General features: G+C 66.8%; 19 protein-coding genes and 3 pseudogenes. 14 read left to right on the forward strand and 8 right to left on the reverse strand.

Going from position 1 to position 21,342, the window contains the following annotated elements:
* Positions 1–821 precede the first annotated feature (821 nt).
* Together HEB94_RS26345 and HEB94_RS26350 are read left to right on the forward strand one after the other, a co-directional pair.
* Positions 822–1,802, forward strand: coding sequence for a manganese catalase (locus HEB94_RS26345; RefSeq protein WP_192752387.1), 981 nt, complete (start codon positions 822–824; stop codon positions 1,800–1,802).
* A gap of 52 nt (positions 1,803–1,854) precedes the next feature.
* On the forward strand, positions 1,855–2,427 hold the full coding sequence (locus HEB94_RS26350) for a hemerythrin domain-containing protein (protein ID WP_192752388.1): 573 nt from the start codon (positions 1,855–1,857) through the stop codon (positions 2,425–2,427).
* 845 nt (positions 2,428–3,272) lie between these two features.
* Here the strand turns inward: HEB94_RS26350 and HEB94_RS54770 are convergent.
* From HEB94_RS54770 to HEB94_RS26360, 3 genes are all read right to left on the reverse strand, one after another.
* Complete coding sequence (locus HEB94_RS54770; RefSeq protein ID WP_420481604.1) at positions 3,273–3,578, reverse strand: DUF6098 family protein; 306 nt, start codon at positions 3,576–3,578, stop codon at positions 3,273–3,275.
* A gap of 273 nt (positions 3,579–3,851) precedes the next feature.
* The gene (locus HEB94_RS26355; RefSeq protein WP_192752389.1) at positions 3,852–4,037 is read right to left on the reverse strand and encodes a hypothetical protein; all 186 of its coding nucleotides are present in this window, start codon (positions 4,035–4,037) and stop codon (positions 3,852–3,854) included.
* Positions 4,038–4,150: 113 nt separating this feature from the next.
* Positions 4,151–4,939 (reverse strand): mechanosensitive ion channel family protein, encoded by a 789-nt coding sequence (locus HEB94_RS26360; RefSeq protein WP_192752390.1) that lies wholly within the window; start codon positions 4,937–4,939, stop codon positions 4,151–4,153.
* Between the two features lie 834 nt (positions 4,940–5,773).
* Between HEB94_RS26360 and HEB94_RS49520 the strand changes: the two genes are divergently transcribed.
* From HEB94_RS49520 to HEB94_RS26385, 5 genes are all read left to right on the forward strand, one after another.
* Positions 5,774–5,956 carry a hypothetical protein gene (locus HEB94_RS49520; protein WP_202896560.1) on the forward strand — a complete coding sequence of 61 codons (183 nt, stop codon included), beginning with the start codon at positions 5,774–5,776 and terminating at the stop codon, positions 5,954–5,956.
* A gap of 699 nt (positions 5,957–6,655) precedes the next feature.
* A complete protein-coding gene (locus HEB94_RS26370; RefSeq protein ID WP_192752391.1) occupies positions 6,656–7,213 on the forward strand; it encodes a hypothetical protein in 558 nt (185 codons plus the stop codon).
* Positions 7,210–8,355 (forward strand): SRPBCC family protein, encoded by a 1,146-nt coding sequence (locus HEB94_RS52725; protein ID WP_192752392.1) that lies wholly within the window; start codon positions 7,210–7,212, stop codon positions 8,353–8,355. The genes HEB94_RS26370 and HEB94_RS52725 overlap by 4 nt, the downstream gene beginning before the upstream one ends.
* 494 nt (positions 8,356–8,849) lie before the next feature.
* Positions 8,850–9,506: a HemK2/MTQ2 family protein methyltransferase gene (locus HEB94_RS26380; protein WP_192752393.1), complete on the forward strand. Its 657-nt coding sequence runs from the start codon at positions 8,850–8,852 to the stop codon at positions 9,504–9,506.
* 57 nt (positions 9,507–9,563) lie between these two features.
* Complete coding sequence (locus HEB94_RS26385) at positions 9,564–9,749, forward strand: CDGSH iron-sulfur domain-containing protein (protein ID WP_337918012.1); 186 nt, start codon at positions 9,564–9,566, stop codon at positions 9,747–9,749.
* A gap of 28 nt (positions 9,750–9,777) precedes the next feature.
* Here the strand turns inward: HEB94_RS26385 and HEB94_RS51075 are convergent, their stop codons facing one another.
* Both HEB94_RS51075 and HEB94_RS26395 read right to left on the reverse strand, forming a co-directional pair.
* Entirely contained in the window at positions 9,778–10,836 is a 1,059-nt protein-coding gene (locus HEB94_RS51075) for an iron-containing redox enzyme family protein (RefSeq protein WP_192752394.1), read from the reverse strand.
* A complete protein-coding gene (locus tag HEB94_RS26395) occupies positions 10,833–11,480 on the reverse strand; it encodes a glutamate-cysteine ligase family protein (RefSeq protein ID WP_202896561.1) in 648 nt (215 codons plus the stop codon). The genes HEB94_RS51075 and HEB94_RS26395 overlap by 4 nt, the downstream gene beginning before the upstream one ends.
* A 305-nt stretch (positions 11,481–11,785) precedes the next feature.
* Here HEB94_RS26395 and HEB94_RS26400 point away from each other — a divergent pair, with 305 nt between their 5' ends.
* The 3 genes from HEB94_RS26400 (at position 11,786) to HEB94_RS26410 (ending at position 14,849) form a co-directional block, all read left to right on the forward strand.
* Positions 11,786–13,291, forward strand: a complete 1,506-nt coding sequence (locus HEB94_RS26400) for an FAD-dependent oxidoreductase (protein WP_192752395.1) — start codon at positions 11,786–11,788, stop codon at positions 13,289–13,291.
* Positions 13,292–13,630: 339 nt separating this feature from the next.
* Positions 13,631–13,972, forward strand: a complete 342-nt coding sequence (locus tag HEB94_RS26405) for a DUF6221 family protein (protein WP_192752396.1) — start codon at positions 13,631–13,633, stop codon at positions 13,970–13,972.
* A 322-nt stretch (positions 13,973–14,294) separates the two neighbouring features.
* On the forward strand, positions 14,295–14,849 hold the full coding sequence (locus HEB94_RS26410) for a hypothetical protein (RefSeq protein ID WP_192752397.1): 555 nt from the start codon (positions 14,295–14,297) through the stop codon (positions 14,847–14,849).
* Positions 14,850–15,699: 850 nt separating this feature from the next.
* On the opposite strand, the gene HEB94_RS26415 is transcribed toward HEB94_RS26410, so the two are convergent.
* Positions 15,700–17,262, reverse strand: coding sequence for an IS1380 family transposase (locus HEB94_RS26415; protein WP_420481605.1), 1,563 nt, complete (start codon positions 17,260–17,262; stop codon positions 15,700–15,702).
* Positions 17,263–17,757: 495 nt separating this feature from the next.
* Between HEB94_RS26415 and HEB94_RS26420 the strand changes: the two genes are divergently transcribed.
* A complete protein-coding gene (locus HEB94_RS26420; RefSeq protein WP_192757206.1) occupies positions 17,758–18,375 on the forward strand; it encodes a glutamate--cysteine ligase family protein in 618 nt (205 codons plus the stop codon).
* A 100-nt stretch (positions 18,376–18,475) separates the two neighbouring features.
* Here HEB94_RS26420 and HEB94_RS26425 read toward each other — a convergent pair.
* Positions 18,476–18,742, reverse strand: a pseudogene (locus HEB94_RS26425) (ABC transporter ATP-binding protein); the annotation flags it as partial.
* 316 nt (positions 18,743–19,058) lie between these two features.
* Here HEB94_RS26425 and HEB94_RS51080 point away from each other — a divergent pair.
* The 3 genes and pseudogenes from HEB94_RS51080 to HEB94_RS26435 all read left to right on the forward strand — a co-directional run.
* A pseudogene (locus HEB94_RS51080) lies at positions 19,059–19,523 on the forward strand (ATP-binding cassette domain-containing protein); the annotation flags it as partial.
* A gap of 196 nt (positions 19,524–19,719) precedes the next feature.
* Positions 19,720–19,851, forward strand: a pseudogene (locus tag HEB94_RS51085) (ABC transporter ATP-binding protein); the annotation flags it as partial.
* Positions 19,852–20,056: 205 nt separating this feature from the next.
* Positions 20,057–20,236 (forward strand): hypothetical protein, encoded by a 180-nt coding sequence (locus tag HEB94_RS26435; protein WP_192752399.1) that lies wholly within the window; start codon positions 20,057–20,059, stop codon positions 20,234–20,236.
* A gap of 450 nt (positions 20,237–20,686) precedes the next feature.
* On the opposite strand, the gene HEB94_RS26440 is transcribed toward HEB94_RS26435, so the two are convergent.
* The gene (locus HEB94_RS26440; protein WP_192752400.1) at positions 20,687–21,331 is read right to left on the reverse strand and encodes a maleylpyruvate isomerase N-terminal domain-containing protein; all 645 of its coding nucleotides are present in this window, start codon (positions 21,329–21,331) and stop codon (positions 20,687–20,689) included.
* Positions 21,332–21,342 lie beyond the last annotated feature (11 nt).

The raw sequence follows: 21,342 nt of genomic DNA on the forward strand, positions 1-21,342 counted from the left end.
ACGACCGCCCAGAGTTCGTCGCGACGATCGTCGGAGCCCATCTTCCCCCGGAACAGAACCCGCTCGTCGCCATCGGATGATGACCTCCCGTTTCAAGACCCACAACCAGGCGCGCGTTCGTTGGAACCGTCGGCAGCAGGCGGCGCGAGGGAAGACACTTGATGCAAGGTTTCACCAGACTAGACACCCGCCCGTCTGAGCATGGGGTGACAGAATCCTTCTCCTTGGGATCATCGTGCTGGTACTGGGGTTCGTCCTAAGTATCCAGGTCCTGTGGATTATAGGAATCGTAGTGCTAGTTGTCGGCGGCGTTCTTTGGATCAAGGGCGCGATCGGGCGCCCAGTTGCCGGTAGGCGATACTGGTTCTGAGCGGATGCACCAAGCGCCTGGCCAGCTCTTTCGGTGATCTCGACCAGCCAACACGCCGAGGATAATCCAGTTCTTCGGCTCGCCAGAATTTCAGGGCCGACCCCGATTGGAGCCGGGGAGGCGAAGAGGCGCGGGCGCCTGCGCATCCCCCCGACGCGGTCGGGTCCGAAGCGGGACGGGATCACTCGACGAAGCGGCCCGCACGGTCGCTCACGGATTTGACCCGAACTCCCTTCAGAGATTTCGAGCGCTCCTTGGGACTCCCCAGGTCAGTGAGGATCTACTCATGCAGCGGTGCCTTGCCGGTGCTTGGCTCGGCATCGGCTGGTTGGTGAGTAGAGCGAAGCGCATCGCAGGTCTGTATCGTGAGTTGGGCTTGCGTAGCACATCTGCGCAGGTGCTGCGGTAAGCGTTGAGGCAGCGAGCCAGAAGACCGGCTGAAGGGTGGATTGTGTTCTTCCACAGGCAGGAACTTCAACACACCGCGAGTCCAGAGCGTCCTGATGCGGTCTATGCACGCAAGCTCCAGGAGGTGCTGGGTGGCCAGTACGGCGAGATCACCGTGGCCATGCAGTACGGCTTCCAGGCATGGAACGCACACATCCCGGGGAAATATCGCGACCTGCTGCACGGGATCGGTGCCGAGGAATTCGGTCATGTGGAGATGCTGGCCACGATGATTGCGCAACTTCTGGAGGATGCTCCTGTCGGCGTGACGGAGGGGGCGATCCAGGACGACCCGACGGTCGCGGCGATCATCGGTGGTACGGATGTCCAGCATGCCATCGTGGCCGGCGCCGGAGCACGACCGGTCGACAGCATGGGCAACCCGTGGAGCGGGTCATACATCACCGCAAGCGGCAACCTGATGGCAGACTTCCACGCGAACGCCAACGCGGAGATGCAGGGGCGGCTTCAGGTCGCGCGGCTGTACCACATGACCGACGACCACGGCGTCAGGGACCTGTTGTCGTTCCTGTTGGCTCGAGACACGATGCACCAAAACCAGTGGCTCGCCGCGATCGAGGACCTCAAGGAGAACGGCGTGGAGGATCTCCCGGTGCCAGGCACCTTCCCGCTGGACTCGGAGGACCGCCGGGTTTCCTACCAGTTCATCAACTTCTCTGACGGCCCGGCTGCGGCCGAGGGACGGTGGGCCAGTGGCCCCACACCGGACGGCAAGGGCGAGTTCAGCTATCTCGACCAGCCCGAAGCCGGCGTCCCCATGCCGCCCCCGACCACCCCGGACCAGCGCTTTCACGGCACCACGCCGGAACCACCCGCGGCCAGACGGCGCGCCGGGGTGAAGAAGGACGCCAAGAAGGTCACCAAGAAGACCACGAAGAAGACGGCCGGGCGGGCGACGGCGGGGAAGACGACGGTCGGGAAAGCCGCGAAGAAGGCCGTCAAAAAGGTCGCCAAGAAGAGATAGGGCGCGAGACCTACCGCGCGTCCGTAACACTTGGCGAGAAGGGAACATGTATATGGCTGGCTCGAAGGATCAGGATGTCATCGAGCTGCTTCTTGTGCAGCATGAGCAGATCAGGGCCCTGATCACCCAGGTGAGGACCGAGACGGGTGATGTCAAGCGGGAGAAATTCGAGGACTTGGTGCGCCTGCTGGCGGTGCATGAGACTGCCGAGGAAGAGGTCGTCCACCCGAAGGCCCGCCGTAAGATCGCCAATGGCGAGCGCGTGGTGGATGCTCGGCTGAACGAGGAGTCGCAGGCCAAGGACGAGCTCTCGGAGCTGTATGACCTTGGAGTGGACCACTCGGAGTTCGACACACGGTTCGCGGCGTTGGCCGACGCGGTGGAAAAGCATGCCTCGCACGAGGAGAGTGAAGAGTTCCCCGGACTACGTCAGGCGATGACCGCCGACCAGCTGCAGAAGATGGCAGGGGCCGTGCGGGCGGCGGAGGCCGTCGCCCCCACCCGACCCCACCCAGCCGCAGGCGAATCCGCGGCAGCCCAGATGCTCCTCGGACCACCGGTCGCAGTCTTCGACCGTGTCCGCGACGCCGTCCGCGACTGGGGAAAGACCAACAAGGGCTCATAGTCGCTCAGTCCATTCACGGATCTCATGACGCTCGAGTGCTGGCCCGCGGCAGCGGGGCGCTATCGGATACGGAAGTCTTCGCCAGCTTGGCGCAGTGCGAGGAGGAGCTATGTCAGACCGCAACACTGTCCTGCGCGCGATGCACGATCTTGGCTTGGCGGCATGGTTCGGGGGCTCGATGATGGGTGCCGCCGCGCTCAATCCGGCGGCCGAAGAACTGCCTACCCAGACAGATACGGCTCGTATGGCCAGCTCGGGGTGGGCCAAATGGACCCCGATCAACGCCGTGGCCATCGGTATCCACCTCGTCGGCGGGGCTGGACTCGCCATGGCGAATCGACAGCGGATTGGCGCACAGAAGGGTGTACTCGCTTCCACGATCGGCAAGGCAGGCAGTCCTCACGGGTGCCGCTCTGGGAGCAACTGCCTACGCCCGAGCGCTGGGAAAGAAGATCGAAGGAGCGAGTTCGCCCGACTCGGAGAAAGCAGAGAAGGCAGATCGCCATCCGGCCTCTGTAGGAACCGCGCAAAGGCAGTTGCGTATTGTCAAGTGGACGATCCCGGCGCTGACGGGTGCGATCGAGGTTCTCAACGCGCTGCATGGCGAACAGCAGCGCCCATCCCAGCAGGTCAGCGGCGTAGCCCGACGGCTGTTCTCCGGTCTGACACCATCCGTACCGTCATGGCCCAGGTGGTTTCCCGGCGAACACCGCCCAGCCATGAGACGGATGACCCGTCCCTGCTAGCCAGCGTCCGCCGCATGCCGCGGGAGTTGCTGGCAACGTGGACTACGCCTGACTACTTCTCCTGTTCGCGGCCGCGGTCCAAGCGTTCGTCGTAGCGGGCTATGCCTCGGTGAGCAGTGGTTCGCCCAGCCAGGCGATCGGTTCGACGTCGCTGAGGGTTGGTTCGTCGTCGGGGCCTCGCCCCACGATGGTGCCCGTGAGGACCCAGCCTCGGTGGTTGTCGGAGCGGGTGGCTAGGTGTAGGTACTGGCAGACCTGTCGTGCGACGCCACGGCGACCACGCCCACGCGCGGAGGACGAGGGCCGTCTGTGTCGACACCACCTGTCATCGAGCCGTGGACCGCAGCACAGCTTGAGGCCGTGTTCCTCGATCAGCGGGTGCGGCGTGGCGAGTCGGCTAGGCAGGCGGGATTGTGAAGGTAAGCGCTACTCGGGGCGATCGTCCGCGTAGGATTCGCAGTCTTCCGACAGGGGAAGCCGCCTACGCCAGGGAGTGATGATCGACTGCAGCCGGAACCGGGCGTAGGTGCCCCCGGGGTGAGACCGTCCGTTGATCTCCCATTGTTGTTCTCCCCAGCGCAGGTGGAGTGAAACGGCCTGGCCCTGCGCCCTGCCGGGCACGGGGCGTTCGCATCTGCGGCAGCTCCGGGGTTGAGCCCCATGGGGCGTTTGCGATGGTCAGATGGTCCCGCGCTGGTGGGCCTTCCACGCGGCACTGTCGGTCTGCCACAAGGTCACCTCCTCGCGCGACCACATCGGGGTGCGGCCGACGTAGCCCGCGGGTTGGGGCGCCTCACTGCGGGCGACGTAGGCCGACCAGGTGGCGGTCGTGATCTGCCGGCCGAGGTCGGCGGTCTGCGACATCTTACCTGAGGTCAAGCCGCCGGCGCGGGAGCGCAAGGAGTCTGCGCTGCCGTGCTCGTTCAACCGCAGGCCTGCGTCGCGCGAGCAGTGTGCGTGGTTGTCGTTCGATTGGCTTACGGTCTCGTTCCGGGGTCGCCGCCCGGGCCGGCGCCAGGTGGTGGTGTCCTTCCCTCGCCGGTCACGCCCTCGTCGGTGACCTCACTTGCACGGCGGCGACCGGTCTCCACGTCGCTCGTTACTTGGCCTCGGTGTTCCTGGCTCTTGTTGTAGGCGTCTTCGAGCATCCGCTGGGCGACGCTCCGGCCGCCCAGACCGAATGCCAAGGCGAGTCCGAGTCCGAGTGCTCCCATGGTGGCCGCGAAGGCGATCTGAACGATCTGCTCGGCGATTTTCAGCTGCTGCAGGATCATGAAGACAGCCACCACCATGATCAACGCGGGGAGCACGGTTCCGGCGACCCTGCCGGTCGGCGTGTCACCCATAACCCTGCCGATTCCGGCGGCAACCGCGCCGGCGAGGAGAGCCGCGAGGACGAAGATGAAGATCGCCGCGATGATGTTCGGCAGGTAGTCGACCACCCGGTTCATGAACATCGTGAGGGCCGGAATCTTCAGGGCGCCGATCGCGGAGAAGAGGAAGAAGGCGAAGATCAGCCAGAACACGACTCGAGCGACGCCACGGGCAGCACTCGCACCGGCAAACACCCGCTCCATGTACCTGCGCGCGTGAGACTCCTGGAGGCGGCGGTCGACGCCGACCTTCTCGAGGACCTTGCGGACCACAGCCGCCACCACCCGGGCCACGATGTAGCCAACGATGAGGAGAATGAGGAAGCTGATCAGGTTCGGGAGAAACCCGATGATCCGGCCGATCGCGTCCCAGAAGCTGTCAACAATATTCATGGAGGACTCCTTCAGAACACGGCAGAGTCCCGGGACATCCGCTTACTGCTGACCCGCAACAGCGTGCACCGCAGCATTCTGATCAAGGGCTGTCCGGTATTCCCAAAATTGGCTCTAACCGCCTGCTTCAACGCTTACGCTGATACCGGCGTCGGCGCAAGTGACGGACGTCCCGTGCGTGGATCGTCGGGTACTTCCCCTCCAGTCCGCGTCGTCCAAAGGAACTTGCGGGCACCGAGTCAGCGGAGGCTGGGGTGAACTCTGGCGGTGCACACAGCGTAAGAACGTAGCGAGGCGGGCGGTGCCGTCGACGCGTTCTCGAACGTGCTGCCGGGCCGGGCGAGTTCCCTCCCAGTGGATGCGTGCTCGCGGCGAGCAGAGGCGGGGAAGCTTCCGCAGGATCGGCTGCGGTGCGCCCAACTGAAGGGGCAGGCGCGAAGCCCCCGCGATGAGTGTGCCCGAGGACGGGGTGGTGGTCGGTGTCAACGTGGGCTGCCGCGTTGGTCCTGGTTGGGACGGGCCGCTGGTCTCGTGTCCGCGCTGCCTGCCGGTGCCTACCGTGCGTGGGAGACGGCATCCGACGCCCTACGCGGGCTTGCCTCACGTCGCGGGAGGGCGCACGCGGCCGGTGTGGTCCAGCACTGTGGGCCGCTCCGGCCGCGGACCCGCCGGACGGACTCGTTCTCGCGTCCGCTGAGCCGCAGAGGAGAACCCATGCTGAAGAAACTGCATGATCTTGGAATCAAGTCGGAGTAGGCGTATATCGCCGGCATTGTCAGTATCGGGCTCGCGGCCGCGTCCTGGCTGGTCTCGAACCGGAAGGAACGAGCCGGGGTGGACCGTGCCGACCGATGGGGAATCTTCGTCGGGGAGTGGGCGCCCACCTTCATCGCCCTGGGGAACGGCCTGCGCAGCTACGAACTTCAGGAAGAACTCCAGGAAGAGGGAGTGACGAAGATCCCGCAGCAGGCGACCGAGGAGGAGCGTCGCGAGCGGGCCGGGGTGTCGTCGTCCTGACGCCGGGTCCCTGATGCGCTGACGGGCCTGTCCACGATGCGCTGCAACGCGCAGGTCGTGGCGACAGGGAGGGTCGAGCGATGGGCAGCTCCTGATCGTCGGATAGCGGCGCCACAAGGCTTGGCTCCGCAAGCTAAGAGCCGCAAGTCCTGCCTGCGGCGGGTCTGACGCGTGGCCTAAGCGCTCGACTCCGGTGCCTACGGTGCGATAGAGAATCGTCGACGGATCCATCTCGTCGGAGGTCTCGCATGTCACTCCGCTGCAGGCTCGGGTCATGCATTCACCTCATGCCTGTTGACACGTGTCACGAGGACGGGCTGGGTCGAACTGGTCGCGGTCCCGGCGGTTGGCGGCGAAAGATGAGGTCGGTCCGCAGCTCGTAGGCGTGCGAGGAAAAGACCAACGGCGGCCCGGGCCGGGCAAGCGCGGCGCTGGGCATGGCCCGCGGTCGATGTAGCTCATCACGGGTTGAGCTACACCGACCAGACGCGCCTGCAATGGGGGCGGTATCCCTTGCCTCTTGCTGTTCGACGGGCCGGGCACTCGATTCCGGGGACTTCGGTAGTAAGGAGGACTTGCTCCTCGACCAGGACCACGACTGGGTGACCGTTTGTGAAGGAGGGGGCACATGCAGGACTCGACCAAGATTGCACTGGCAGTGGTGGGGCCTACGCCCTCGGCCGGCGGAAGAAGGCCAAGATGGCGCTTCTGCTGGGGTCGGCGCTGGTCGGGAAGCGTCTCGACATGCGCGCGCTCGGGAAGGAAGTGATGGGTCGGCTGGCCGAGTCTCCCGAGGTCGGCCGGATCGTCGGCGACGTCCGCGGCGAACTGCTGTCGACGGGGCGAGCGGCGGCGATGTCTGCCCTCAGCCGTCCTCTTGAGGGCTTGGCGGATCGTCTGGAGGAGCGCACCGCGGGGCTGACCGGTGCTGCGTCGAAGCGCCGGCCCGAGGAAGAGGAAGGCGAGTACGAGGGAAGGGGCGCGGATGACGAGGAGGAGGAACCCAAACGCGGACGGGGCCAAGTCGAGGACGACGAAGAGGAAGAAGAGGAAGAGGCACCCAGGCGTCGAAGAGCTTCTGGGCAGGACGAGGGAGACGGGTCCGAACGGCGTCGTTCGCGCAACGCAGCACCGCCACGGCAGCGTGACCAGGAAAAGGAGTCCCGTACCCCGCCCAGGACTGGACGGCGGGGGGTAGCCATGGATGGCTCCGACACCTACTCGACAGGTGCGAACTCGACAGGGGGAGTGACATGAGCGAGAAATTGAGCCGTCGTGCGCGGCCGGAGGCGGTGAACCTTTCCGACATCGGAGATGGCGTCCGCAAGGCGGCATCGAAGAACCCGGCGACCCAACGGTTGGTCGAGGCGGGCCAGGCCTACGTCTCCGCGAAGGCGGGGCAGATGTTGGGCAGGCTCGGCGGCAAGGTGGGCGAGACGACGAAGGGCCTCGCCGGTGTGGCGAGCGGCGAGCAGGGTGCCGGCGACATGCTCGGCCGTACGGTCAAGGATGTCCTCGGCGGAGCGTCTCCCGGCAAGGCGGTCGCCAAGGCGAAGGGCGTGTTCAAGGGCGATGGCGGTAACGGTGGCGGCGGTAACGGTGGCGGCGGTAACGGTGGCGGCGGTAAGGGCGGCGGCGGTAAGGGCGGCGGCAAGAAGAAGTCGATGAACATCGTCGAGGACCTCGACCTTCCGGTCCCGCTGCGAATGGCGTACAACCACTGGACCCAGTTCGAACGGTTCCCGACCTGGTCGAAGGGCGCCCAGAGTGTCGACCTCGACAAGGAGGATCCGACCAAGAGCAACTGGAAGGCGAAGATCGTCTGGTCGAACCGGAACTGGAACGCCACCGTCATCGACCAGATCCCCGACGACCGGATCTCCTGGCGTACGGAGGGTCAGACGGAGGTGAACGGCGTCGTCAGCTTCCATCCGCTCGGCGACGAGCTCACCAAGATGCTCGTCGTGCTGGAGTACGTCCCGCACGGCTTCTTCGAGAAGACCGCGAACCTGTGGCGCTGCCAGGGCCGCCGGGCCCGGCTCGACATCAAGTTCTTCCGCCGGTACGTGACCATGGAGGCCGACCCGGAGGAAGAGGGTTGGCGCGGGGAGATCCGGGACGGTGAACTCGTCCGCGACCACGACGAGGTCGTCCGCGAGGAGGAGGAAGAGGAGCGCGGACGGGCAGCGGAGGAGCGCGAGCCCGAAGAGGAACGCGAGGAGGAACCCGAGGGCGAGTTCGAGGAAGAGGAGAAGCCCCAGGGTGAGGAGGAGCCCGAGGGCGCGGAGGAAGAGGCGGCCGAGCACGAAGAGGAGCCAGCACGGCAACGCCGCCGCCCCTCTCGCCCGCCGAGGCGTCGCTCCTCCGACGAGCGTGAGATGGCGAGGTCACGTCGATGACGTCGACGGGCCAAGGAGAGGTCGTTGTCAAGCTGTGGTCCTCGCGGTGGAGGCGAGCGTCGACCACCGCGTGGACACGAGTGTTCGCGAGGCCACTTGGCGGAGAACTCCCGCAACTATTTCGAGTTCAAGGTGATCCTGGCCAGTGGCCTCTCGGTTTCGGAGGGTCAGCCCCTGCTTGACCCCGGTCGTAGTTCTGTCAAGACGCGGCTTGAACGCCGGATCAGTGCAGCTTGAGTCTATTTCGGTAGCTGCCCAAGGTTCTGCGTGCGGTGACCGAAGTACATATCCAGGTCGGAACCGACAGACCCACAATCGGCTCAACTACTGTGCGATCGTGCGGCCCTCCTGTCCCTCGAGCCCAAAGCCCCTTGACAGCAAGGGTTGACGGGACGGCTGGCGCGGTTTTCGGCGTACGGCCGCGCTTCTGTGGTAGCCAAGAAGGGCCGGTCACATCTCCGTGACGCCCGCTGCCGAACGAGCCGGAGTGCGCGATGTGGATGCTGAGACTTCCGGGTGTTTACGCGCCACAGGACGATTCGCGGCTGCTGGCCGCCGCGCTGAGCCGGGAGGCACTGCCGCCCGAGGCGCGAGTGCTGGACCTGTGTACCGGCAGTGGGCTGCTCGCCGTGGCCGCCGCGCGTGCCGGGGCGAAGGAGGTCACGGCGGTGGACATCTCCCGGCGGGCGGTGTGGACGGCGCGTACCAACGCGAGACTGCGCCGCCTTCCCGTCACAGTGCGGCGGGGCGATCTCGGCGCGCCCATCTTCGGACAGCGGTTCGACCTCGTCCTGGCGAATCCGCCGTATGTCCCGGCTCTGGGCGCGGTTCGTCCAAGAACGAGTGCGGCCGCCCTCGGATGGGACGCGGGGTGGGACGGCCGGGCCCTGCTGGATCCGCTGTGCGCAGTGGTTCCGCGCATCCTCACCTCGCACGGGGTTGTGCTGCTGGTCCACTCCGCCCTGTGCGGCGTCGGCCGGACGATCCGGCGGCTGCGCGACGTCGGTGTGCGGGCCCGGGTCGCGGACCGGCTCGTGGTCCCGTTCGGCCCGGTGATGTTGGGGCGTGCGTCCTGGTTGGAGGAACGCGGCTACATCCGGCCGGGGCAGCGTGAGGAGGAGTTGGTGGTGATCCGGGGGAATGCACGATGAGGCGGATGGTGCCGGGGAGGGGCAGGCAGTGCGGGTCGTTCGGGTGGCCCGATCCTCGTGGCCGGGCCTGTCGAAGTGGAGTCCGACGGGGGCACGGTGTACTCCGACCGCTTTGTCGTCGCGATCTGCGCCTGCCGGCGTAGCCTGATCTATCCCCTGTGCGACACCAGCCACCGCACGCGGCGAAGGCCACCGTGCGGCGGCGAGGCCAGCGACCTCGGTGATGAGGGCGAGCCCCGGTGACGAGTCCCCCCCGTGACCGCTGGGGGCGTCAGATCGGCCGGATCGGCTGGAGCAGGGACGTTCTGCCGGCGCGCCAGGCGCCGAGCAGCTGGTCGGCGAGCCGGTCCTCCAGGAAGGAGGTCGCGTCGATCCCGAAGATCACGTCGGGTGTCAGGTCGGGTTCGCGTCCGAGCAGGTCGCCGATCACGTCGTGGCGCATCACCTGTTCGTGTACGGCGTCGGCCTCGACGTGCTCGGTGTAGAACGACACGCACTGCTGTGGAAGCTTCAGCCGACGGAGCGCCTGCACCATCCGGTGTGCGCTAGGTGCGGTGGTGATCTCCGCCGCGGCGAAGTGGCCGACTAGCGCGCCCCGCAGGGAGCGGTGGAGGCCGAGTAGCGACATCAGGTTGACGGTGGCGAGCATGTGGGCCGGTGCGGCGTCGAGGTAACGGCCGTATCGCGGGTCGAGCCCGAGACCGGCCATGAGGTCGGCGAAGAGCTGGGAGTGCGCCCGGGCGGCCCGACCCGCACCGAACTCGTCGTACTCGACCGCGACGAGGGAGGCCTTCGCCTGCCCCAGCAGGCGAGGAATCACCCAGGCGTGCGGGTCGGCCTCCTTCAGGTGGTAGAGCGAGCGCATCGCCACGAACTCGCGCACGTGTGAGAGTTCGCCGCCGTGCTCGAGGAAGTGGGAGACACCGGTGCCGTCCACCGGTTCGTGGACGAGGGGCTCGAGGGCGCTGGCGACGTCGGAATGGTGGGGAAGGTCGTGGCGGAGCGCCGCGAGGAAGGCACTCTCCAGGTCCCCGCGCAGGCGCAGCAACTCCGGGTCCCACTCCCAGCGTCCGTCCGTGCCGGTGAAGCCGCGGTAGTGCAGTTCGTAGCATGTGTACAGCGTGAGTTGCGGGTCCTCGCCGTAGGCGTCCGCGGCCGTCACGGTCGTACGGGGTGGCAGGACCGCGTGCCGGTCGCCGGAGAGTGCCTGGACGATCGCGGCGGACAGAGGGCCGCGCGGCGTGGGAAGTGGCGGCGAGTACGACGTGGCCGTGTGTGTACCGTCGGCCCACGTCGCATCACGCCCGTCGTCGAGCGGCGGCGTGGTCACCCGCTCCACCTACCCCCGCCCGCTGTCGGTCGAAACGATCGCAGCTCGCCGGTCGTTTCGCCGGCCCAGGAGCCGTCCACGACCGCACATTCCTCGGAGGTCTGCGCGACGAGCATGCCCACGACCGCGGCAGGCCCACCCGCGGCTGCCCGGGGCTGCCTGGTCGCACCCGTCCCGTCGCCGTGACCAGTCCACCGTGGGTGGGGTTCGACGCCCGGACCGTCCAGGCCGTACCTCGCCGCCGACCACACGGCGGCCGCCTCCTGCTCGGTGAACTCCGGAATGGGCCGTCCAGCCAGGACGTCGCCGTGGATGGTGCGGGCGAGTGCCCGGGTGAGCGCCGCCTGCAGGACGGCCTCATCGACCGTGCCGGCGGCGTCCGCGACCCGGACCTCCGACGTGGAAAAGCGGCCGGAGGGACGGGCCAGGCAGAACGTCATGTTCGGATCGACAAGGTGACCGCACTCCATCAGTCGCTGGAGCAGCCGGACATAGTCCCGCGCTGATCGGAAGCACGGTGGTATGCCCGCACCCGGAAACTGACCCTGCCGGATGATTCGCCAGATCTGGTAGGACCTGTCCCGGCCGTCGGTGAACGGTGAGTTGACCGAGAGCGCAAGCAGTGTCGGGAGCCAGGGTCGCACGCTCGAGGACGTCCGTCGCGTTCGGCCCCGGGAGACGCGAATACGGATCCATGAGGAGGAACTCTTCCTCGATCCCGAAGCTGGTACCGATCTCGCCCGTCGCCATGAATGTCCCGATCACGCTGGTCTCCTGGATGGTCTGCATTCCAGGATCGCAGGCGTACGGGGGTAGACCGACGAAACACGGCGCGTCCCGACCGCGCGATCCGCCAAAGGTCGGCAAACCCGCACGCTACCGTGGGAACGTCGGCGCGCCATCGAGATCCGTCCACCGATTCGCCCCCCGGGGGGAAGGAATGGTGACCATGACGACCACTGGCAGCGTCTGGTTGACGCGGACCGATCGGCACTCCTACGCCGCGCTCACAGGCGACCTGGACGTCGATCTGGTCGTCGTGGGTGGTGGCTTGGTCGGCCTGACCACGGCCCTGCTCGCGCAGCGCGAGGGCCTGCGGACCATCGTGCTCGAGGCTGGCCGGGTCGCGTCCGGAACCACGGGTTACACGACCGGGAAGGCGACCACTCAGCACACGTTGATCTACGCGGAGCTGACCCGACGGCACGGCGAGAAGGCAGCTGCACAGTATGCCGAGGCCAACGTCGCCGGGATCGATCTCCTCGCAAGGGTCGCCGAGGAGGCCTCCATTGACTGCGCCCTGACCAGGGCACCTTCCTACGCCTACACCCTCGATCCGCGGCGCCGCGGCGAGCTGGAGGAGGAGGCCGCCGCAGCCCGTCAACTTGGCCTTGCCGCAGCCGTGTCCGACACCACGGATCTGCCTTTCGACGTCGAGGCGGCCGTCCGGTTCGACGACCAGTTCCACCTGGATCCGGTGCGGTACCTGGACGGGTTGGCGAGTGAGCTGACGAGGATCGGCGGCAACATCCACGAGAACACCCGCGTCACCTCGGTCGAGGAACGTAGGGATCACGTCGTCACGGCCACCACGGGGTCGGGCACCGTCCGCGCCGACCAGGCGGTCGTCGCGACCCTGCTTCCCATCAACCTCATCGGCGGCTACTTCGCCCGGACGAGGCCGAGCCGCAGCTACGGTATCGCCGCCCGGCTGAGAACACCCGCGCCGACGAGCATGACCATCTCGGTCGACACGCCCACCCGATCGACGCGGCCCTGGCTCGCACCCGGTCCCGGAGGAATCATCGTGGTCGGCAACAGCCACGAGACCGGTGCTGTCGAGGACACGATCCCCCTCTACCAGGACCTCGAGGACTGGACACGAGCGACGTTCGACGTTGAGTCCGTCGACCACCGATGGTCGGCCCAGGACTTCCTCACCACCGACAAGATCCCCTATGTGGGTGCGGCTCCCGGGCACCACCATGTGCTCGTCGCGACCGGCTTCCAGAAGTGGGGCCTGAGCAATGGCGCTGCCGCCGCGATCATGCTCACCGACATCATGGCCGGTCGTCCGAACGAATGGCTCGAGGTCTTCAAGGCGACCCGCATCGGTGATGCGAAGTCCGTCGCCAGCGTCGTCAAGGACAACCTCGAGGTCGGCAAGGAGTTCGTCAGCGGCCATCTCGGCAAGCTCCGGCGCCACGTGGCCGACGAGCTTGAGCCGGGCCAGGGCGGGATCGTCGAACTGGACGGCGACACCGTGGGCGCCTATCGCGACGAGCAGGGCGAACTCCACGCCGTACGACCAACCTGCTCCCACCTCGGCTGTCCGCTGCACTGGAACTCCGCGGAGCGGAGCTGGGACTGCAACTGTCACGGCTCCCGGTTCGACGTCGATGGCAACATCCTGAACAGCCCCGCAACCCGGCCAATCTCCCGCGACGAGGACTGATTCGGGCCGGCAAACCTCCGACCGCGGCCCTCAGCCACCAATTGGTGCCGAAGGTGCGGACAAGAAGGCCGAGCCTCAGCGGTTGGCACAGGCGTTCGGGGACGTTGTGGCGCTGAGGGCCTGACGCAACGCCTTCTGCGCCGTGGCGGCCCTCGGGTCTCAGGGCACTCGCTGCGGCCCTCTGGGGTCTGCCGGACTTCCCGGGGCCGTCCCCGCGCGGCTTGTACGACGGAGGCCTGGACGAGAAGGGCGGCGCGCGGCTCTGTGCGATGGTGGAGGTGACGGCCATTGGTGCTTCCGCATTTTCGGGAGCGTCTGCTACCTGAAGGGCAGCTAAGGATGAGTGACCTGGCTGGGTTCCTGGTGGCCCGCTTCGCCGAGGACGTTGAGCGGGCTCGTTACGTCCATCACGAGACGTGCGCGACCTTCAACGAGCTGTCAACGCCGCTGTCTCCGCCGGCATGTGACTGTGGCATGCCGGCGAAGGCGATGGTGGACATTGAGGCGAAACGGCAGGTTGTCGCCGAGTACGAACGGGCTCGTGCGCAGGTCGCGTCGAGCTCTGGATCGCCCTGCGATGAACTATGCGGGCTCATCACCGCGATGAGATGCCTTGCCCTGCCCTACAAGGCGAGCGTTGGGTACTGCGCCGGGTGGGATGTGCCCGGAGCTGCGCTCTGAACGGGGACCTGCACCAAGGTGCTGGGCCCTGGTGCAGACCGCCTCGTGGATGAGGTGCCCACCTCAACCATGCCGGGTACGGACGGGCGACGCACGCACCGCGACAGCTGACTGCCCGCCGAGCCGGAGATGATGTTGACCAATGTCGACGACGGGCCTGTCGGACACTTCCCGGACTTCTGGCCGTCTCACCTAATCGAGGGTGAGGATCTGCTCATGTGCCGCGCCCGTGCATGGTCACTCGGACCGACATGCGGCGTCCTTCGACCTCGAAGTGTCAGCACAGGGGGAAGTGTCAGCAACAGGGGAAGGAAGCACGATCATGACCATTTGGGCCGCACGTGTCGAGTGGTACGAGGCCGGCGACACGACCGCCAATGGTCTCGCCACGATCGCCGAGACGCTCGAGCCGCACCGCGCCGCGGTCGGACGCGAGCTGGAGCCGGACCGCGCATCGGCATGTCTGGTCGTCGAGTCGAAGGCCCTGCCCCAAGCCGTCGACCTCGCGATGCGCCTGGTGCGTGACGCTGTTCAGGAGGCTGGCCGGCGCTTCGATCCCCTCGGCGTCGAGGTCCTCGACGAGGAAACCTTCGTCGCACGGGTCACCAAGCCGAGCATCCCACCGCTTGTCGGGTACGCAGAGATCGCGGAGATCGCCGGCGTCTCCCGCCAGCGCGCCCGCGAGCTCGCCACCCTGCAGGGATTCCCGCCAACGGTCGTCGCGACGCTGTCTGGTCCGCTGTGGGTCCGGTCGCAGGTGGAGGCGTGGCTAGCGAAGGTGGAGCGGCAGCCCGGGCGGCCGCGCAAGGCGAGCGACCCCTCCGGACTGGGCTGTAGGTCCCGCCCCGACGGGTCTCAGCAGTCGCATCGTGCTTAGGGTGAGTCCGGAGCTGGGGAAGCAGCGGTGCAAGGGCGAACGGTCCTATCGGGGCAGGCGTCAGGCTTGGCGCGATGTCCAGCACCGCTCCAAGATCGGCCGGTGTAGCTCACTTCCAGGAGTGCGGGGCTACACCGGTCGTTCGTCTCTCTCCGGCCTTCATCATTTGCTCGCAGCGGCGGGCGCCGGTCGCTCGGTCTGTCGAGGTTCCTTCGGGGCTGGTTCACCTACCGTTCGCCAAGTGACGCTCACTTATGACGTCTGCGGGGACGGGTCCTCCCTGGTGTCTTGGGCTGACCGCCAATCAGCAAGCGGTGCGCCCGGTTTACGCCGCCACGCCCGCTTCAGGCAGCCCGATCGGCGCAACTCCACCTGCGGTGATTTGGGGCCGTGCTGGTTCGCCGATGCTCGGGCACCACTGCGAGACCGAGAAGTTGCAGCAGACCGAGACCGCTGAGCTGGGGCCTGCGTCAGCCGCTAACGCACCTGCGAACTCGGCCAACCGACCGTTGCGGATCCGCCCGTACGAGCCGATCGCGTCCGGCCCCGGCCTCCCGGCCTGGCGACGGTGACCTAGTCCTCAAATAAGCGAGTCGGCTCGATGGCGGTGGCCGAAGGCGATTTGATCATGTCGGCTGTCGTGTCGGGCATGTCGGTGGGACGTCTGAGGGTGTCGGTGGGGGGTCGGAGAGGCCTGGTCGGGGGCTGTGTGGGGGTGTTCGGCGCCGGTTTTTGGTGTCTGGGCAGGCGTGGTCGCCGCCGGTTTTTGGTGTCTGGGCAGGCGTGGTCGCCGCCGGTGGTGGTCGGCGGTGTGAGGCGCTGTCGGGCCGGGGGTGGGGGTTGGGGTGGGTCAGCCGAAGCGGGTTCGTTCGGTGGTGTTCCAGGCGGTGAAGAGCCGGTCCAGGGCGGGGTTGTAGCCGATGAGTCGGATGGTGATGGCGCGGGCTCGGCGGGTCACCATGGCGGGGATGAGGATGATGGTGTTGAAGAAGCGCCGGAATTCCATGCGGATGTAGTCGCGGCGGTCAGCTTTGCGGTGCATCATCATCGCGAACCAGGACTTGATGTTCCAGGCGAGCGCGGCGATGACCATGTAGGCCCAGTTGGAGACCAGGTCGTGCAGCGGCACCCGCAGTGCGCCGACGCCGGACTTGAGGCTTGCGATGATGTTCTCCTGGTCGCAGCGCTGGTTGGCGCAGGCCACGACCTGTTCGGCGCTCAGGTCGGTGCGGGTGGTGATGTAGAAGAAGTAGCGGACCTCATCGATGAGCACCTGCTCACCGCGGCTGCGGCTGATGTTCTTGCGCAGCGCGACCACCCGGTAGGAGCGGTCGCACTTGCCGGGCTGGTAGTCAAAGCAGGCGACGTCTTCGTAGTTGAGCTCCAGGTTGAGGTAGCCGCGTTCGGCCACGATGGCCTGCTTGTGGTTGTCCCGGCGAGCCCGGATCTGGCCGGCGGCGTTCTGGCCGGTGGCGTTCTGGCCGGTGGCGTTCTGGGCGGTGGCGTTCTGGGCGGTGGCGTCTCGATGCAGCCGGGTCCAGCAGGTCTCGGCCAGCGCCTCGGCGCGGGTTCGTAGCGCGTGGTTGTTGTCCATGCCGAAGACGAAGTCGACCCGGGCCGCCCAGCGGTCGAAGTGGGCGGTCAGGGAGAAGTCGGTGTCACCGCGCAGACACACCCGTGGTGCGTGCGGTTGCACGAGGTCGATGGCCTTGTCGATCCAGGTCGCCGCGTCCTGGTGGCTGGGGGCGTTGCCGGGCCGGTTGACCAGGTAGAGCACTTCCTTGGTGTTGGCCAGCGACACGATCAGCGGCGCATACCCCCAGATCCGGTTGTAGGACATGTCCATGCCGGCCTTACGGCGCCCGGAGGTGGGGACGATCGTGCCATCGGCGTCGATGTAGGCGAGTGGGCCGAGCAGATCGCCTCCCCGACCCGCCCACAACTGTGGGCGGACCGCGTTGATCGCTTCCATCAACTCCACCACATCGGTCTCGGCGAAGCGGCGGCAGAAGTCCCCGGCCGTGGTGGGGTCTGGGATCAGGTCCGCGCCTAAGGCGTTCATGTAGGCGGTGTCGTGCCGGAGGCCTTCGATGTCTTCCAGGCGGGTGCCGCCACACATCACGTTGTAGGTCAGGTTCAGCACATGGTCGGACTCGTGGTAGGGCAGGTGCACCTTCAACAGGTGCAGACCCTCGTTGATCTGGTCAACCAGGCCCAGCTTGGTCACCAGCCGGTGCACCGCGGCGATCCCGCCGAAACAAGTCGCGTCGAGGTTCCCGCCGACCTCATAGGACACAGTCCCCGAGCCCAGCATCGGGGACGGCTGTTCGCCCCAGTGCCCCGCCAACCCGTGACGCGCCGCAACCCGGCGTCGTCGACGCGCCGCGTTCCGCCGACTCTGAACATGCGATATCTTCTTCACCACAAAGGCCTTTTCTTGCCGGACTGCGTTGTGAGCGCTAACCCAGCAAGATAAGGCCTTTGCCTATGAAAACGGCCATCCAGCCCAGCCGACACGCTTGGTCAAGGTCTAGTCGGGCAGTCGGATGACGCATGTCCCGCTCGCGGAGCGGCTGGCGGCGAAGATCACCATCCGTCCGCGTCGAACAGGCTTGGGCCGTAGGCCTCGCCGGTTCGGGCCCATTGCGTCGTGATACCGGCCGGCTCCGGTGCCTACCGTGCGAACGACGAGCTGGGCGGGCGCTCCATCCCCATCAGAAGGGCTCGTACGACGGGCAGGCGGAGTGCGCAGTGCGCCCAGTGCTTCCCATAGCGGCCGATGTAGCCCTTTTTGGAGTGTGTGGGCTACACCGGTCGCCAGCATCCGCCACACGTGGGCGTACTTTGACAGTGCCTGCGGTACCGCCTGGCGTAGGGGCCGCCGATGCCGTAGGTGGGGGTGCAGAAGATGAGTGTCACCGTAATCGTCTTAATCGTTTTGCTGGTCATCGCCGTGATCGCCCTGATCGCGTTGGCAAGCCGGGACGTCATGCGACGGCGTTCGACACGACTGCAGCAAAGGTTCGGGCCGGAGTATGAACACGCGGTCGAAGAGACCGGAGGGCGGCGCCAAGCCGAGGCAGAGCTGAGGGAGCGGGAGCAGCGGCACGAGGAGCTGCATCTGCGCGCGCTGCCGTCTGAAGCACGCAACCGGTACCGCCAGGAGTGGCTCGGCATCCAGCAGCGCTTCGTCGATGTACCAGGCCAGGCGGTACTGGACGCGGACGAGCTGGTCCGGGTGATCATGCGCGACGTCGGCTACCCGGTGGACGACTTCGAACAACGCGCCGAGTACGTCTCGGTCGAACATCCAGACGTCGTGCGGCATTTCCGCTCAGCGCACTCCGTGGCCCTCGCGCAGCAACGCGGGCAAGCAGAAACCGAACCGCTGCCGCAAGCTGTGACCGACTACCGCGTCCTTGTGGACGAAGTGCTCGAAGACGAAGGCCGGAGCAACGGCACGGGCGAAGGCCGGAGCAACGGCCCGGGCGAAGGCCGGAGCAACGGCACGGACAAGGGTAGGTAAGGCACAGGCAGCCTATCCGCAATCGGTTCATGGATAGTGCCCTGCCACTCGGACGCGGCATCGCTTCGCACTGTGTCGAGTCGTTGCCGGCGGGCGTGCCCAGGCGTGGCACCGAGCGGAGCAGGGCCCGCGTGTACGGATGCTGCGGTGCGTGGAAGATCGCGCGGACCGGCGCGCTCTCGGCGACCGTTCCGAGGTACATCACTGCGACATCATCGGCGATGTCGGCGACCACACCCAGGTCGTGGGTGATGAACATGATCGCCATGCCGGATTCGTCCCGGAGTTGGCGCAGCAGTTCAAGGATCTGTGCTTGCGTCGTCACGTCCAGGGCGGTGGTGGGCTCGTCGGCGATCAGTAGCTCGGGGCCGTCCTGGAGCCGTCCACGGCGCAGGCCGGTCGGCGATCGTCACGGTCACTTCGCCCGGGGAGTCGTCCCGCCTCCGTATCAACGCCCGTCGGGTTGCCCGTTCCACAGCCGCTGCGACGACGTCATGCCCGGACGCTGTGATCAGATCACGCCAGCGGCGGTTCGGGTTCCGGTGGGCGGCGCGCAGTCCAGCACAGTGCGCTGCCTCCTCTACGACGGAGAGGGTGACGCATAGATGGAATCGCCAATGCTCGCGACCCGGCTGGCTGACTCGGTACCGGCGGAGCCGCTCCTCCGGATCGACGGCGTACGAATGCACTTCCCGGTTCGCAAGGGATTCTTCGGTCGGGTCGTCGGCAGCGTCCGTGCGGTCGACGGCGTGAGCCTCGAGATCCACCGAGGCGAGACGCTCGGCTTGGTAGGGGAGTCAGGCTCGGGCAAGACCACCCTGGGCCGGTGCATCGTCCGCGCCTACCGCCCGACCACGGGCCGCATCCTCTATGCCGACGGAGGCCAGCCGGTCGACCTAGCAGAGTTGCGCAAAGGTGCCTTGCGGCCATACAGGCGAAAGATACGGATGGTCTTCCAAGATCCCTATGGCGCGCTCAACCCACGGTTGACGCTGCTCGAGCTCATCGGTGAACCGTTGCGGATCCACGGCCTCGTGCAGGGGCACGAGATCGAAGACCGCGTGGCGGAGCTGCTGCGGACATGCGGCTTGCGCTCGGAGTACATGCATCGGTATCCGCACGCGTTCTCCGGCGGGGAACGCCAGCGGATCGGGATTGCGCGGGCACTGGCTACCAGCCCCAGCCTGCTCATCCTCGACGAAGCGGTGAGCGCGCTCGACGTGTCGGTCCGGGCGCAGATCCTCAACGTTCCTGCAGGACCTGCAGGAACAGCTCGACCTCACCTACCTCTTCATCTCCCACGACCTCTCCGTCGTGGAGCACCTCTGCGACCGGGTGGCCGTGATGTATCTCGGGAAGATTGTGGAGACGACCGGTGCGGAACCCCTCTACGTCCGCCCGCGGCATCCCTACACCGAGGCGCTGTTGTCCGCGGTCCCGCGCCCTGACCCGGATGCGCCGAGGGGCGACCGGATCGTCCTCCGGGGCGACGTTCCCGACCCGGCCGCGCCGCCGCCCGGTTGTGCGTTCCATCCCGCTGTCAGTACGCCGACGAGCGGTGTGCTGTCGCCGAACCGGCGCTGGAGGAGAAGGAGTCGCCCGGACATCAGGTCGCCTGTCACCACACCGAGCGGCTGCACCTCAGGGGCGTGGCTCGTGGCTGAGACTGGCGCGGGTCGGTGTGGAGGGGCTGCTTGGCGCGGCCATGGTCGGCCGGCCGTACGTGGGTCTAGTGGTGTGCGCGAAGGCATCCGGGTCGACCGAGCTGTTCATCGTCCGCGCCGCGACCGGAGGCTTCCCGATGGTGCTCTTCGATCTCGTCGCGGTGACGTTGACGTCGTCGACCGCGCCAGGTATGTAGATCACAGGAGGGCGATTTCGCACCCCGAGCTCAGCTGAGGAGTCCGACCTCGCGGGCGTTTTCGCAGGTCAGAGGGTGCGCCCGGGAGGATTCGAACCTCCGACCATCGGATTAGAAGAATCACACGTAGTGTCTACAACGCCCTCACCTGCAGCTTTACCACCAAGATCACCCTCACCAGCATCCTGGCGAGCACTGGCGTACGGCATTTCGCACCCCGTCCCGCACCCCGCGCGCTCGCCTCCGGTGACGGCACCGGAGTGATGGTCTGGCGAAGTGGCGCAGCGGACGATCCACGACACCCGCAGGCTGCGGCTCAGCATCGCTCGTTAGGACCCATACAAACCGATTGGGCGGCGCGCCGAAGAGTGTCCCCACCGCGTCGCACGAGGCTGTGAAGTCCAGTACAAGTGGCACGTCGCTACGTCAGCAGAGCCCGAGGCATATGTATCAGAACGCGGAGATGACCCGGGAGCGCTCACTGCGCGTAAGGGCGCTGATCAGGGCTGACTGGCCATGGCGGCGTACAGCCAAGCGCACCAGCAGGTCACGCACCGGAGCGAACACCTCGTCCGGGAACTCCGGAGTGGGTAGGTCAACGCTCAGCGCGAGATCGTCGGCATGCACCACAATCTCCAGCATGCGGGTGAGCAAGAAGTCATCCCGGCGCAGGGACCACCCTTGCCAGGGAATCAACACCACGTCACTCGCGGAATGGCCTGCGAGCAGCGCGCTCGCCGTCTCCAGCGCCCTGGTGGCTCGTGTTTTGAGGGCTGCTGCGCCAAGTGTTGCCGCGGCGTCGTCTGTGCTGCGATCGTTCGGCGGGTCATCGGGCGAGCTCGACGTAACCCAGGCAGCGCGGTCGTAGTGGGTGTCAACGGAGTCCAAGGGCGGGACATCGGTCGTGAACGGGAGGAGTTCTGCGGCGCGGGCGATCTGCCGCCCGAGGTGGCAGGCAAGCGCCCCTACGGACATCTTCAGCAAGGCGCTCGGCCGCAGCCACTGATCGGAGACGTCGGTTCGCTGGATCAGCTCCAGTGCAATCGTTCCGGCGATCGGGAACGCTGCATCCAAGCTGTCGACGGTCTCGCGCATCCGATCAGTCT

The organism is Actinopolymorpha pittospori, from assembly GCF_014873875.1.
GTDB classification, from domain to species: domain Bacteria; phylum Actinomycetota; class Actinomycetes; order Propionibacteriales; family Actinopolymorphaceae; genus Actinopolymorpha; species Actinopolymorpha pittospori.